Annotated in this window: 13 protein-coding genes; 6 read left to right on the plus strand and 7 right to left on the minus strand. The window is 55.3% G+C overall.

Annotated elements, in window-relative coordinates:
• Window positions 1-224 precede the first annotated feature (224 nt).
• The 5 genes from coaD to XM38_RS24775 all read left to right on the plus strand — a co-directional run bounded on the left by coaD (window position 225) and on the right by XM38_RS24775 (window position 2,952).
• Complete coding sequence (coaD, locus tag XM38_RS24755) at window positions 225-782, plus strand: pantetheine-phosphate adenylyltransferase (RefSeq protein ID WP_080805301.1); 558 nt, start codon at window positions 225-227, stop codon at window positions 780-782.
• Window positions 686-1,429 (plus strand): ATP synthase subunit B family protein, encoded by a 744-nt coding sequence (locus XM38_RS24760; protein WP_080805299.1) that lies wholly within the window; start codon window positions 686-688, stop codon window positions 1,427-1,429. Before coaD ends, XM38_RS24760 begins: the two co-directional genes overlap by 97 nt.
• A 29-nt stretch (window positions 1,430-1,458) precedes the next feature.
• Window positions 1,459-2,085 (plus strand): Holliday junction branch migration protein RuvA, encoded by a 627-nt coding sequence (gene ruvA / locus XM38_RS24765; RefSeq protein WP_080805297.1) that lies wholly within the window; start codon window positions 1,459-1,461, stop codon window positions 2,083-2,085.
• Window positions 2,086-2,151: 66 nt separating this feature from the next.
• A complete protein-coding gene (gene rpsO, locus XM38_RS24770; RefSeq protein WP_080805296.1) occupies window positions 2,152-2,421 on the plus strand; it encodes a 30S ribosomal protein S15 in 270 nt (89 codons plus the stop codon).
• Between the two features lie 48 nt (window positions 2,422-2,469).
• A complete protein-coding gene (locus XM38_RS24775; protein ID WP_080805294.1) occupies window positions 2,470-2,952 on the plus strand; it encodes a PAM68 family protein in 483 nt (160 codons plus the stop codon).
• Between the two features lie 162 nt (window positions 2,953-3,114).
• On the opposite strand, the gene XM38_RS24780 is transcribed toward XM38_RS24775, so the two are convergent.
• Together XM38_RS24780 and XM38_RS24785 are read right to left on the minus strand one after the other, a co-directional pair.
• Complete coding sequence (locus XM38_RS24780) at window positions 3,115-4,431, minus strand: ATPase, T2SS/T4P/T4SS family (RefSeq protein ID WP_080805292.1); 1,317 nt, start codon at window positions 4,429-4,431, stop codon at window positions 3,115-3,117.
• A 113-nt stretch (window positions 4,432-4,544) separates the two neighbouring features.
• A complete protein-coding gene (locus XM38_RS24785) occupies window positions 4,545-5,690 on the minus strand; it encodes a HetZ-related protein 2 (protein ID WP_088431384.1) in 1,146 nt (381 codons plus the stop codon).
• A 742-nt stretch (window positions 5,691-6,432) separates the two neighbouring features.
• Here XM38_RS24785 and XM38_RS24790 point away from each other — a divergent pair.
• Window positions 6,433-7,089: a sugar transferase gene (locus tag XM38_RS24790; RefSeq protein WP_080805290.1), complete on the plus strand. Its 657-nt coding sequence runs from the start codon at window positions 6,433-6,435 to the stop codon at window positions 7,087-7,089.
• Window positions 7,090-7,128: 39 nt separating this feature from the next.
• Here XM38_RS24790 and galE read toward each other — a convergent pair whose 3' ends face one another.
• The 5 genes from galE to XM38_RS24815 form a co-directional block, all read right to left on the minus strand.
• Window positions 7,129-8,151 carry a UDP-glucose 4-epimerase GalE gene (galE, locus tag XM38_RS24795; protein ID WP_080805288.1) on the minus strand — a complete coding sequence of 341 codons (1,023 nt, stop codon included), beginning with the start codon at window positions 8,149-8,151 and terminating at the stop codon, window positions 7,129-7,131.
• Window positions 8,152-8,440: 289 nt separating this feature from the next.
• Complete coding sequence (locus XM38_RS24800; protein ID WP_080805286.1) at window positions 8,441-9,151, minus strand: glycerophosphodiester phosphodiesterase family protein; 711 nt, start codon at window positions 9,149-9,151, stop codon at window positions 8,441-8,443.
• An 85-nt stretch (window positions 9,152-9,236) separates the two neighbouring features.
• Window positions 9,237-10,520, minus strand: a complete 1,284-nt coding sequence (locus XM38_RS24805) for a class I SAM-dependent methyltransferase (protein WP_080805284.1) — start codon at window positions 10,518-10,520, stop codon at window positions 9,237-9,239.
• Between the two features lie 251 nt (window positions 10,521-10,771).
• Window positions 10,772-12,049 (minus strand): M16 family metallopeptidase, encoded by a 1,278-nt coding sequence (locus tag XM38_RS24810; RefSeq protein WP_225889412.1) that lies wholly within the window; start codon window positions 12,047-12,049, stop codon window positions 10,772-10,774.
• Between the two features lie 64 nt (window positions 12,050-12,113).
• On the minus strand, window positions 12,114-13,367 hold the full coding sequence (locus tag XM38_RS24815; RefSeq protein WP_080805282.1) for a M16 family metallopeptidase: 1,254 nt from the start codon (window positions 13,365-13,367) through the stop codon (window positions 12,114-12,116).
• Window positions 13,368-13,407: the final 40 nt, after the last annotated feature.

Below are 13,407 nucleotides of genomic sequence, written 5' to 3' on the forward strand. Positions count from 1 at the left end.
GGGATGATGGTACTCTGCTGCTAAGGAGCCTATCGAATTATTCTCGACGATACAGGCTCTCAGGTTACCAAGTGGCCGGCAATAGCGTTAGAGAGTGTCGGTACTGGTTCAGCCTCAAATGTTGTGGCGCTGCGAGCGTTTAGGGGATTATGGTTCGATGTACAAAAATCTAGCGGTTGACTAAGTTCGCTATAATCGCCTCATTGAGATTGGCATCGGCTGTCGTGATCGCCATTTATCCCGGTAGCTTTGATCCGATTACTCTGGGCCACTTAGATATCATTCAGCGGGGTAGCCGTCTGTTTGATCGGGTCGTTGTTGTGGTCTCCAGCAACCCCCACAAGGTGCCGTTGTTCTCTACGGAACAGCGGTTGCAACAGATTCGCCAATCGGTGAGTCCCCTTCCCAATGTTGAGGTAGACCAGTATGAGGGATTGACAGTTACCTACGCTAAAGCCCGTCAGGCTCAGGTGCTGTTACGGGGACTGCGAGTGCTGTCAGACTTTGAAAAAGAGTTGCAGATGGCCCACACCAATAAGACTTTGGCAGATGATCTGGAAACGGTGTTTCTAGCTACATCTACCGAGTATGGCTTCCTCAGTAGCAGTTTGGTCAAAGAGATTGCCCGGTTTGGCGGGCCTGTTGACCACCTTGTCCCCCAGCACGTTGCACTCGATATCTACCAATGCTACGCCAAGACTCCACTCCTATCGGTCCCCAACGCAACGGCGTCTCAGAAGCCGCCGCCGTCACCTCTTCCTCCCCCGAAGGGAGCCGATTAGACATTCAGGCTGCCTTGAATAAGCTGGAAGAGATGATCCTGGCGAGTCCGCGGCTACCGTTGAGTCGTCGCACCCTGGTTGATGAAGATTTGCTGCTGGATCAACTCGACTTCATTCGTATTAATTTGCCCACGGCCCTGCAAGAAGCGACGCAGGTTATCCAAGAGCGCGAGGCAATTCTGAGCGAGGCTGAGCGCTACGCAGATAATATGGTCACTGCGGCTGAACAACGGGCCGCGCAAATGCTGGATGAAACGGGTATTGTGCAGCAGGCTGAACAGACGGCCCAACAGCTCAAGACCCAGGTGCAACAAGAGTGTGACGCGTTGCGATCGCAAACCTTAGCCGAGATCGATCAAATGCGGCTGCAGGCCCAGCGGGAATGGGAAGCGATGCGGCAGCAAGCCCTAGCCGAGCAACAAACCATCCAACAAGACGCCGATACCTACGCCGAACAGGTATTGGATCAAATCGAGAACCAGCTGGCGGAAATGCTGCGGGTCATCCACAACGGTCGCCAGCAGCTACAGTCCGCTGCACCTGAGGCCTCATCACCTGCCCCCAGTAACCGGCAGCGCCCCCCCAGTGGACGCCCCGCCAACCTGCGCTCCCCTTCTCCCCCCGGTGCCGAGCGCCCCCGTCGATAACCAGGCCGTATCGCTTCCCTCCTCGGCCTATGATCAGCTATCTCAAAGGCATCCTCACCGACGTCAATTCCCTGGGAGGTCATCGCGTCCTCATTACCCTAGATGTCAACCACGTCGGCTACGACCTGCAGGTAACCGCCCGCTTACGGCCCGACTTACCCCCCATCGGTGAGCTAGTGCAGGTATTCAGTCACCTGCAGCTGCGGGAAGACCAGATGATCCTGTTCGGGTTTCCCTCGCGGGCTGAGCGGGACCTGTTCCGCCGCCTCGTCAGCGTCAGCGGCATTGGCCCCCAGATGGCCATGGCCTTACTAGATACCCTGGGGTTTCAAGAGCTGATTCAAGCGGTGGTCTCTGGCAATACTCGACTGCTGAGTCGAACCCCCGGCGTGGGAAAAAAGACCGCTGAACGCATTGTTTTAGACCTCAAGGAAACGTTAGCCGAATGGCGCCACCAGTCCGGCTTAGAACTTCCTCCTGGTGGAGGACCGATAGCCACCGTCGCCGAGGAAGTCGAAATTACCCTGCTGGCCTTAGGCTATAGCAGCGGGGAAATCGTCACTGCCCTGCAGGCTGTGGGACAACAGACCACGCTGGCTAAGACCGAGGATCCCGATGCCTGGGTCAGGGAAGCCATTGCCTGGTTGAGTCGTTAATCCAACCCCCAAAGACCTATGATATGATTAATAACTCTGGATTGGCTGAAGGAAGCATATTGGAGTATGGTGCTGCAGCAAGTACGCAAGCAGGAACTTATCTCGACCTACCAGGTACATGAGACGGACACCGGCTCGGCTGATGTCCAGGTGGCAATTCTCACCGAGCGCATTAACAGTCTCAGTACTCACTTGCAGAAAAATAAAAAAGACTACTCATCTCGCCGCGGCTTGATGAAAATGATCGGTCGTCGCAAGCGACTACTCTCCTTCATTTTTCGAGAAGATCCAGACCGCTATCGGGCCCTGATCAAAAAGCTAGGGATTCGCGGTTAGTAGCCGCCCTAGTGTCATGATTATTCTTGTCGCTCAGCACTAAATCCTATGGCTTCTGAGTCCCAACGCGATCCATTACCCTTTGAACCGAAGCGCCAGCATAAAAAGGCCGCCTCCGAGACTGGGGCTGGCCGAAAAGAATCGTCTAAATCGGCAGCTAAGGCAGAGGCTTCATCTGACCCACAAGCATCTCGGCAGGCGACAAGGATTCCGGAAGTGATTAGTCGCCGCATGCTTCGGCGTATGCTGATCTTTTCTGGGGTTCCCACTGGCTTGGGAGTTGTGGTCTTTTTCTCCTGCTACTTTCTGATCACCCACGATATCGTGGAGCTTCCCAATGTGGTGGTGCTCTTGGCGACCATGGGGTGTTTTGGCATAGGAGTGTTGGGGTTAAGCTACGGAGCCCTGTCCTCCTCTTGGGAGGAAGATCGTCTGGGAGGCTGGCTAGGCGTAGCTGAATTTGGCACTAACTTCAACCGCCTCGCCGCAGCCTGGCGAACCAATCGCGAGTCTTCGTCTCAAGACTCCTGAGCGCTAAGGCAATGTCTCAGGACTAGTACACCATGGCAGCAATATGCTCACCATTCAGAATGCTTGAAAAGCCTATCTGCTCGGAGTTTGAATTTTGAATTTTGAATTTTGAATTCCGTGCAGCGGTACTAGCTAGCAGGCCAATCGCACGTTCATCACTCACTATTGGAACGGATCTGAGGGCTCTTCTGGCTGGTTGGCGGTCATCATCTCTTTCACCTGCCGCTCCATTTGCTTTAGCAGTTGAATGATAGCTGGCAGGGTTTCATTGCGAGTGTGGGGAGTGTTGAGGCTATGGTGGCCACGGCTGCGAATCTCATTGAGCCGTATTTGCAAGTCTTGGGCAATCGTCAGCGCATCTCGGCCTAATTTGTCTATCTGCTGTTGCTGATGGAATTTCAGTGCCATTCCTCGTAGTACCTGCAGGGTGGCTTCTTCGCCATGCTTGCTAGGCATGACGCGAAATCGTAATAGCACTCGATCTTGCTGGTATAGGCGCTCGACTTCCACCTGTTTAGGCTTACTCACCGGAATCAAGGAAATATGGGTGAGTAGCTTCAGTTCATTGATAACCGCCTGAAAGACGGAGGATGGCACTGAGTTCAGCACGGACTGCAACACACCATCCTTACTCCAGAGAATGCGGCCCTCTTGAGAGCGCCGCTCAAAATAGAGGCGGCCGATCCCTTCTGCCAAGACTCGAGCCAATAGGGCTTGCATTAATTCTTTGGGCGGGAGCTGAGCTAGAGTGTCTGGGTCAGCCTGCTGATAGGTGGCGTTGAGTTGTAAATGTAACGGGGCTGACGGAGTTGCGGCAGGGGCCGACGGATCTGTTGCCTGGTCATTGTCACCGGCAGATTGGCCCGGGAGTGGCGAAGGTGTGGTGGTCTGGGGTGTGGCGACTTCGGCGGCCTTGCCATCGGATGGCGTGTCTGCTGCGGCTGGATCAGATTTAGATAGGGATGGCGTTGTAGCCGCAGCCGGAGTCTTGGCTGGCGGTTTGGCAGGAGCAGAGGCCTCTGATGGGCTGGGTTGATCCCTCTCACTCTCTAGCTGATCGGGATAGTCTACGACCAGGGTAGCCTGAGCATCGGCGGGGGAGGATTGCCCGGTAACTGCGGCCTGCTTTTTATGCTTGGCCTTAGCCATATGGCTGAGATACTTAGAGAGAATTTCTCGATGCCAATCTGAGGGAATGGCCTGGGGAATTACGGAATAGTTAATGTATGAAATTTGACGGCGCACATACTCTAGAGCCGTTTGATCGCCCGGGGACACCATCCCCAAATAGAGGCGACTGCCTTCCACTGCAATCGGCAGAACCTGATGGTACAGACAGGCTTCAAATGGCAAGATGCCATCAATTAGGGTGAAGGTCTGGGATAGATCGGTAGACTCTTGAGTTGATGAGACTCCCAAGACTTCCGCCCCAGAGAAAATAGGCTGATCCGCCTCTGAGTTGTCGGGCCGAGACGACATAGATCCAGCAGATGAAAGGGTACTAGCTCTATGCTAAGCATTCATCTTCAGGATGGCTTAGTCCGGACTATATTCTGCAATGTTTGATAGCGGTTGATGACGTTGCGGTTAAGTTAACCATTGGACTCATTGGTCCGACTGCGCCATCCCTGCGCCTCTAGGTACAATTGAGCCCATTCTGATTGCACCTGTTTAGGGGACAGATTCAATTGCTGTGCGATCGCATCGATGGACTGGCCCTGCTTAAATTGCTCGATGATCTGTCGCTGCAGGTCATTACAGGACGCCCAGAATTGCTCCCACTGGGTGGGGGTCAGCCCCAAATTATGCTCCGATGGAGAAATCTTCAGCCAGTTCAACACCAACTCCGGCTGCTCCTTCAGGGTGAAGACACGCACGGCATGATAGCTGATCTTTTCCCGCAACCGGTAGACCTGCCTGACCGGTAGATTCAAGCGCTGGGCAATCGTATCCTGAGAGCACCCCTGCAAATGCAGCTCCAGCCAGCGGGTAGCCGTATGATCCAGCTTTTGGCTAAGGTAGGTCATGAACTCCTGTTTTACCTGGGCCCGCAGGATCTGTTGCTCAGTCATGGCAGCCTGTTCCTGATAGTGGAAGAGGGCCTGCACATCCAGCAAGCTGAGAGAGGCTTCGGGATCGTCAGTGGCCACCTCATCCGAGACCAAACGCACCAATTCTCCAGTGGGCACCTGAGTCATGCCAGCCTTTTGAGACCGACGCAGATAGTTGACGAAGCGATAGACCACCAGGGGCTGATTCCGAATCGGCCGTAGACAATACTCCTCTAACGTGGCTAGGGTCAACAGGTTCCGCAACCAGGACTGACGGCTACAGCGAGCCACCCAGGTTATCTGCTGCCGCAGGTGGCGATCGCTCTGCAGCATATCTTGCAAGACCTCTTGCAATACATCTTGAACCGTGCGCTTGCGATCGCGACTGAGGGCAATCCAGGTGCGAATCTTACTGCGAATTAGAAACAGACTACTCAATCGTCGCAGTAACCGCTGATAGGCCACATCGGCACTGATGCCCCAATACCGTTGGCGCAGAATTCGGTAGCGATAGTCCAGGGCTTGTTTAACAATCGCCAGCTCGTCTGCCGCCAAATGGTTCAGCTGTTCCGGCGTTTCCCCCACCAGCCACTGAACCATACTGTCTCGAATGGCCTGTCCCTGGTCAGGACAGTCCTGTTGCAGCCGCTGCCGCCATTCCTGAATTAAATCATCCGCCGCCGTCATGAATATGAGGCTTCCCCCGTATGTAAACAGTCTGTTTGCAACTGGGTCTAGTCCAGCTCGAGAGTGACCATTGCCCTGCAACCAGCCTCTATGGCTGACTCTGGACAACGGTAAGTCTTGAACCGTCGATCGATGATGAGCTCAGCATCCCAGGGAACTGTGGGTTAACCGCGTAGGACTTATCTTAATATCCCGCTCCGGGTCTCCCCTAGTTATCTAAGGAAATGGGCGCTTCCATAGCCACCATCACCCCACGGCAGCCAATCGCTGGGCCGATGCTATAGAATCGCTAAAATGGTCTGCCTGCTTGACGTGAAGGGCACAAAGCCATCCGCATGACTGTGGGCAACCCAGGACTGTCCATTCACAAGCGTGTCCTACTTAAGCACAACTTTACAAGAATTTCACATAACCGAGCTAATTTTGGCTCTTTTAAGAAGATTCGACCAATCGTAGCAGGCCGTTCCCCTCGGTGTTCACGGTTATCAGTAGGCTATGGTCGTAGCCTATTTCTGTATTTTTACCCAATCTTCCTAATACAGAGGGTCTGGGGGTCAGTCCGGACAGTTATCAGCCAGGATTACCTCGCCCCCGCCAATTCCTTCCAGCTGGACGTAGGGCTTGCCGAGCCAGTGGCATCCTCCCTTAGTAGGCATGGCGGTTAGTTCACACCGGGCTCTAAATACCTCTTCTGTTCTCTGTCCGCTGCCTTTTCCCCGCTAACTCCACTCCGATAGTGACCATGTCTGCCTTCACCAGTACTGTCACCTCCCCGGTCGAGTATGCCTGCATCCATCCCTCGGCGTCGTGCTTGATCAAGCGGGCCATGGATATCCTAGGAGCACTCTTGGGGTTGAGCCTGTTAGTCTTAATCCTATTGCCAGTTGCGATCGCAATTAAGCTCGACAGTGCTGGTCCTGTTTTCTACTCCCAGGTCCGATACGGGTTGCAGGGCAGACCCTTCCGGATTTGGAAGTTTCGTTCCATGGTCTCCAATGCCGAGGCCCTGCGTACCCTAGTGGCCAATGAAGCTCAGGGGCATATCTTCAAGAACCAGAATGACCCCCGCATCACCCGAACCGGCCGCTGGTTGCGCCGTACTAGCCTAGACGAGTTTCCCCAGTTCTGGAATGTATTAAAGGGAGATATGAGCCTAGTGGGCACTCGTCCCCCCACTGCCGATGAAGTGGCTAACTATGCTCCCCATCACTGGCGCCGCCTGGATGTGAAGCCAGGGTTGACCGGGCAGTGGCAGGTCAATGGCCGCTCCTGCGTGACAGACTTCGAAGCCATCGTGCAGCTGGATTTAGATTATCAATCCCGCTGGAGCCCCCTATACGACTTGCACCTGATCTTGAAAACAGTTCAGGTAATTCTGAAGCGATCTGGGGCTTATTGACTGGAGCCTATTGATACGTCTCCGCAACTAGACCTAGACTTACACCGTTGCCACCGGCGGTGTCATGCCGTGACGTACCTGATGCCACTGCCAGGCGTGAGCGATGATGTCCTGTAACTCAGGGTAGCGAGGCTGCCACCCCAGACGTTGACGGGCCTTGTCGCTGCTGCCCACCAGCATGGCCGGATCCCCAGGACGGCGCTCACAGGCTATGGCTTGAATCGGGCGGCCAGTCACTTGGCGAGCGGTTTCGATCACCTGCTTGACGGAAAAGCCATTGCCATTGCCTAGATTAAAGGCGTCAGCAGCCCCTCCATGCAGCAAATAATCTAGCCCCAAGACATGGGCACTGGCCAGATCGCTCACATGAATATAGTCGCGAATGCAGGTGCCGTCTGGGGTATCGTAGTCACTGCCAAAGATAGAAATGGACTGGCGCCGGCCCAAGGCCGCCATCAGGACCAGGGGAATCAGGTGAGTTTCCGGGGTGTGGTCTTCCCCGAGTCGCCCCTGGGGATCGGCTCCGGCAGCATTGAAGTACCGGAAGCAGACTGACCGCAGCCCATAGGCAGTGCCGAAGTCGGTCAGCATCCTTTCAACCATCTGCTTGCTACTGGCATAGGGACTGATGGGGTTCTGGGGATGGTCTTCGGTAATTGGGATCTGCTGAGGAGGGCCATAGATGGCACAGGTGGAGGAAAACACCAGATGCGGCACTGAGGCCGCTGCCATGGCCTCTAACAGGGTGAGGGTGCCGGTGACGTTGTTGCGATAGTATTTGGCTGGATCCGTGACCGATTCGCCCACGGCGATGTAGGCAGCAAAATGCATCACTGCCCCGATGTTGCGGGTGGCGAATAGGTGGTCTAACAAGATGCGATCGCAGGTGTTGCCCACCACCAGCTCCGCCTGTAACGAGCGTTCCACCAACTCCGCGTGTCCGTATTCCAGGCTATCTAAAATCACCACTGGATAGCCAGCGGCTTCTAGGGCCAGAGCGGCATGGGAGCCGATATAGCCAGCCCCGCCGGTGACCAAAACTGTGGGTTTTTCCATACTCATAGACTCAATTGTCCTCAGAACCCCAGGCTCCTGGGGGCGCCATTATCCCTCCCACTCTGGCACGGGGTAGCAGCACCGACAATGACGGAGCCGTCAGGTTTGTATCTCCTTTACAGGGGAGGCCTATCCTCGGGGGCAGCTTTATGAAGTGATGCTGGGGCGGCAGCTTGCCTTCATAACTTTCTCAAACTCTTACCTTAGCCTGAGACCATAATAGACAGATGTGTCAGAAGCTGCGGGGCCGTATGAGCCAGATCAACTGCCCTGATCCCAGTGCCTTTGAGCAGGCTCAATAGGGATCGAAGATGATGTTATCGGCGTAGCGTTTAGCTGTCTCATAGTCGGCTAGACTGCGCACGGTCCAGGCAATCAGGGGCCGTCGGCCCAGACGACGGGCTAGGGTAGTGGGTAAGCTGGGTAAGGCCTTCAGGTCGTAGGCAATGAAATCGGGGGCACTGGCCCAGTTCATCAATAGGTTACTCAGCAGCACCTTTTGGATCCAAGGCAGGTCTTCTCCTGCGAAGTTACCGGCCAGTTGGCCCCGCAACAGCTGGGGCGCCTGTGTCTTGAACCAGGCCAGGGAATAGGGATTGAAGGCTTGAATGGCAACGTCGCCAGCATAGTTGGACACCTGCTTCAGCAGAGCCGTTTCTAGCGGACCCACCTTGCCCTTGTTTTTAGTCTCAATCAACACGGGCACCTGGCCTCGGATCAGAGCCAGGGCGTCCTGCAGGGAGGGAATCGTCTCGTCAGTGTCTAACAGCTTGAACTGCTTTATAGTCGCTAGCGTCTGATCTGCAATTAACCCTTGGCGCCCCGTGAGCCGCTCTAGAGTCTCGTCGTGAAAGACCGCCAGTTCGCCATCGGCCAGGGGTTGAATATCCAGTTCAATGGGATAGTTGTGGGCGATGGCAGCCCGAAAAGCCGCCAGGGAATTTTCCGGGGCGGTCTCGCTGTGGAAGCCACGATGGGCAATGGGACGCTGTCGCAGCCAATCCATAGAATCACCAGGATAAACGGGACATTGGCCATGGGGCGAGCGCCCTCCCCCACTGCGGCCTGAACGCCGCTATTGTAGCGCCCCTTCAGCACAGCCACCCATTCCGGGTCAGGGGTAGAGTCCATTCCGGGTCAGTTTGCGGACGCAGTAGCGCTTGGTAGATGCCCATGTCATTGTTTTCAAAGGCCAGGGCTGATCCGATCAGATAAATCCGCCAGAATAAGGTTTCGCGGTCCCCGACTAGATCAGTGGCCCGCTCTAACACCCGTTCCAAGTTGGCGGCCCAATGGCGCAGGGTCTTAGCATAGTGAGGGCGCCAGCCATCTACATCTACCACTTCCCAGCCATTGTCTTCGGCGGCGGTCAACGTGGTAGACAGGCGGGTCAATTCGCCGTTGGGAAAAATATAACGATTAATGAATCGTTCACCAATGCTACTGCCGTCCCATTCTCGAGTGGCGGTAATGCCGTGATTGAGAAACAGTCCCCCCGGTTTCAGACTGGCTCGGATGCGATCGAAGTAGATGGGATAGTTTTTTTTGCCCACATGCTCGATCATGCCGACGGAAACCGCTTTGTCGAAGGTGGGGGCCTGGGGCAAGTCGCGGTAGTCACGGAGCTCTATCTGCAGCCGCTCACCGAGGCCTTGGGCCTCAATCTGTTGGCGATTAAAGGCCAGTTGCTCATCGCTGAGGGTGATGCCATAACCTTGCACGCCATAGTGGGTCACGGCCCAGCGTAGTAGAGCTCCCCAGCCACAGCCCACGTCCAGTAAGGTTTCCCCGGGCTGTAGCCGTAGTTTGCGGCAGATCAGATCTAACTTGGCCATCTGGGCTTCATCTAAGCTCATCTCCGGGTGTTCGAAGTGGGCACAGGAATACACCAGGTGGGAATCTAGCCACAATCGATAGAAGGCATTGCCGACATCATAGTGGTGTTGAATCGCTTGCCGGTCTGTTTCGGAGGGGGGGGCTGATGACGGGGAAGTCTCTGGGGAGGAAGTCTCTGGCAGGGGGGGTAAGGTCAACGCTTCCAGCCAGGTTCGTAGTTGCCTAGCAGGCTGGAGCTGAAACCGCGACATCTGGCGAAATAGCAAGATTAGGGCTTCCAACTTTCCAGATATCTCAAAGAAGCCGTTGAGGTAGGCATCCGCTAGGACTAGGGGATCTCGTTTCAGCAAAATCGCTCGCAGGACGCCAGGGTGTCGAAATTGTAGGGTGAGGGAAGGAGCCGCGTCGGTTTTGGCCCCACTGACCTGCAGCTGATCGGTGTCCCAAAAGTTAATGCAATACCTCAGTGGTAGATTGATGCTGGCGAAAATATCTTGAACGGCGTCTCGAATGCCGGTAGGTACAGTAGTCGATGTCATGGTGCACCTCTGTGACAACACAGTTGTGATGACTTACCTAATGAATGATGGGGGTGACTCATTCACACGCGTAGAGTCTCTATGACACCAGAATAATTCTCCTGCTGGCCGGTGACATCCCGCCAACAGAAGAATGACGTGCGATCGCATCCTCTCTCAACCGATGTATCCTGCTGGGCTGGTTGCAGGGTCGCTGTCGCTGACTTGACCTGTGAACCCTGATATCGGTGGATTAAGAGACAAACTCAAACCTAAGAGGCGAACGGTTCGATGGCGGCGGCTGGCCCCAACAAGGACAGATAGGGATGGTGGAAAAATTCCTGGGCCGCTGCCTGGGCCTCGTCGGCCGTGATGGTGCGAATGGCCGCTTGAAATTGCTGGTCGAATTCGATGCCCAACCCCAGCACTTCATACCAGCCCAGTAACTGAGCGATCTGGGCATTGGTCTGTTTGCCCAAGGCATATTGCCCCAACAGCTTGTTTTTGGCTGCTTGCAACTCCGACTCACCCAACCTGACCGTCCCGAGTCGCTCCACCTCTTGACACAGCCCCTCTATAGCCATGGCCGTATTGTCAGGGGCAGTGCCCATGTAGGCCACAAATTGAGATTGGCCCAGGCGGGTGGGATAAAAGGCCGAGACATCATAGGCCAGGCCTCGCTTTTCTCGCAGTTCCACGAATAGGCGGCTGGAGAGGCCATTGCCCAAATAGGTATTGAGGAGCTTCAGGGTGGGATAGGCCGGATGATTGACGGCAGGGGCCGCATATCCCACCATGATGATGGATTGTTGGGTATCTTGGGCAATCAGGCGGCGTTTGGCCTGCCTCGGCAGTGTCGGAAAGGCCAAGGGAGGCAGGGGCTGGCTAGGGGGTTGCCAGTCACCAAAGGCCTGCTCAACCAGAGCCACGGCCTTATCCGGGGGAATATTGCCCGCGATCGAGACCACCATATTGTCGGGTCGAAAGTAGGTGGCGTGGGCAGTTTTCAGGTTGGTGAGGTCTAAATTGGTAATGCTGGCTTCGGTGCCAATGCCAGGCAGTGCATAGGGATGCTCGCCATACATCGCCTGCCGCAGCTGATTAAAGGCGATGGTGAAGGGTTGTTCCTGCATGGCACGAATGCTCTGCAGCGTCAGGCGCCGCTCTAGGTCGATTTCTGGCTCGGGAAACCCTGGTTGCCGTAGCAGTTGGGTAGCCAGGGCTAGCATATCGGCGAAGTCGGAAGAGACGGTCTTGAAGCTGAGGAGGCTGTAATCGGTGGAGGCATCGCTGCTGAGGCTAGCCCCGACCGATTCAACTTGCTCGGCGATATCGAAGGAAGAGAGGTTGATGGTGCCCTTGGTCAGTAAAGCCATTAGCAGGCTGAACAGGCCGGCATCAGCGGCTGACTCGCGACAGCTGCCTACCCGAACAAAAATGCGGGCGGAGACAATGTCGGCCACTGAATTCTCAATGGCCAGCACGACTAAGCCATTATCTAAGACGGTGCGACGGAGGGTAGGGGTGGGTACAACAGAGGAGGAAGTCACAGACCTGGCTTGATTAAGTAAGTATGACAAAGGAGATCAACAAATATCAAAGCAGACCATGGCGTCAAGCGGGTAACAGCACGGTAGCCGCGTAGTTATACGTAGAGAGATAATGCCGGGCTAGGCGCTGCAAATCAGGCGCTTGCAGAGTCTGAATCGTCGGGATGTAGGCCATGCACTGCTCTGATTGGGCCACGGTGTTATAGTAGCCGTACAATCCCGCTAGTTGGCCAGGGGTTTCGGTGGAAAAGGCATAATCATTACAAATGAGTCGCTTGGCCCGTTGCAACTCAGCCGCCGAAGGGGGATGGTCGGTTAGGGCGGCGATGCGATCGCAGACAATGGCTTCCACCCGGTCAAGATGCTTAGCCTCCAGCCAGGCTTGCACCGTGAATAGACTGCAGTCTTTTTGCAGCGAAAAACTGGCCCCAATATCTAGCACGAGCTGTCGTTCTTCTCGCAATTCCCGTACCAATCGGGAGGTACGGCCCTCGGCCAAGATTACAGCCAGCAAATCCAAACCAAAGGCATCGGCCAATTGCTCGACCCCTGGACCCATCCAGGCCAACAGCAGCCGGGCATGCTCTAGCCGCGGGAGCCGCAACACCTCCCGGCGAATCCCTTGAATGGCGGGTGCCACGACGGATTCAACAGGCGGACAATGAGTCGGGGTAGCAAAGGCCCGAAAGGCATGTTTGACCATTTCCAGGGTGGGAGCCAGGGACACACCACCGGTAATCACCACCGTCATATTGTCAGGCTGATAATGGGCCTGGTGAAAACAGCGCATTTCCTCTGGGGAGCGCTGATTGAGGATATCGGCAGTCCCCAGCACCGGACGACCATAGGGATGGCCCTGATAGACCAGACTAGCCATGGCTTGAAACCCTAACCAATCAGGATCGTCTTGGGCTTGGCGAATTTCTTCTAAAACCACCTGACGCTCCCGCACAAACTCATCGGCGGGAATGGTGGCATGGAGTAGCAAATCTGCCAGGCAAGGCAATGTATCAGGCAAGCCATCGGCAGCAATGGTAAGAAAGAAATGGGCATAGTCGTGGCTGGTGGCCGCATTAGTCATGCCTCCCCGGGTTTCGATGGCGGCATCAAAGGTACCGGGGGGCAACTGATCAGTGCCCTTGAAGATCATATGCTCGAGAAAATGGGCCATGCCAGACCAGGCAGTTGGCTCATTGGTGGCACCAGCCCGCACCCACACATCAGCCACCACCACCGGGGTCGCTGGGATTTCTTGATGAACGACCGTCAGACCATTATCGAGTCGAACAACGTTAGCGGGAAAAACTGCAGTCTGCAAACACCTTGACCCTGTGATTACTAGCAATGGGGAATGTCAG

Origin of the sequence: Halomicronema hongdechloris C2206, assembly GCF_002075285.3 — a bacterium.
Taxonomy (GTDB): domain Bacteria; phylum Cyanobacteriota; class Cyanobacteriia; order Phormidesmidales; family Phormidesmidaceae; genus Halomicronema_B; species Halomicronema_B hongdechloris.